Annotated in this window: 1 pseudogene; it reads right to left on the reverse strand. The window is 73.3% G+C overall.

The features are described 5' to 3' along the window. Nucleotides 1-206: pseudogene (locus AOK03_RS40085) on the reverse strand (DUF2786 domain-containing protein); the annotation flags it as partial. Nucleotides 207-375 lie beyond the last annotated feature (169 nt).

A 375-nucleotide genomic window follows, 5' to 3' on the forward strand; every position in this document is an offset into this window, starting at 1 on the left:
TCGTCCAGGTCGCGGCGGACCAGGCGGACCACGTCGGCGGGCTGCCAGCCTCGCTGCCAGGCGCGGCGCAGGTACTCCTCGCCGCGGCGGCGCAGGTCGGCGTCCGCGTCGGGGGCGGCCGCCAGGAGGGACGCTCCGGTGTCCAGGCCGTCGTCGCCGTCGCCGTACAGCGCGGCCGCGAACGCTCTGTCGATCACCGATTCCATGAGGTCAGGGTATGCGCGCCCGTCGGTTGCCTTCCCCTGGCGGCCCTCTCATTCATCCACAGCCTGTGGATACTCGACCACTCAGCTGTCGCCGCCCTCGTCGATGAGCCGCCGTACCTCTCGGTCGACCATGCCGAGCCGGGCCTCCGCGACGAGCGGGACGGCGCGG

Source organism: Streptomyces atriruber (assembly GCF_001418325.1).
Taxonomy (GTDB): domain Bacteria; phylum Actinomycetota; class Actinomycetes; order Streptomycetales; family Streptomycetaceae; genus Streptomyces; species Streptomyces atriruber.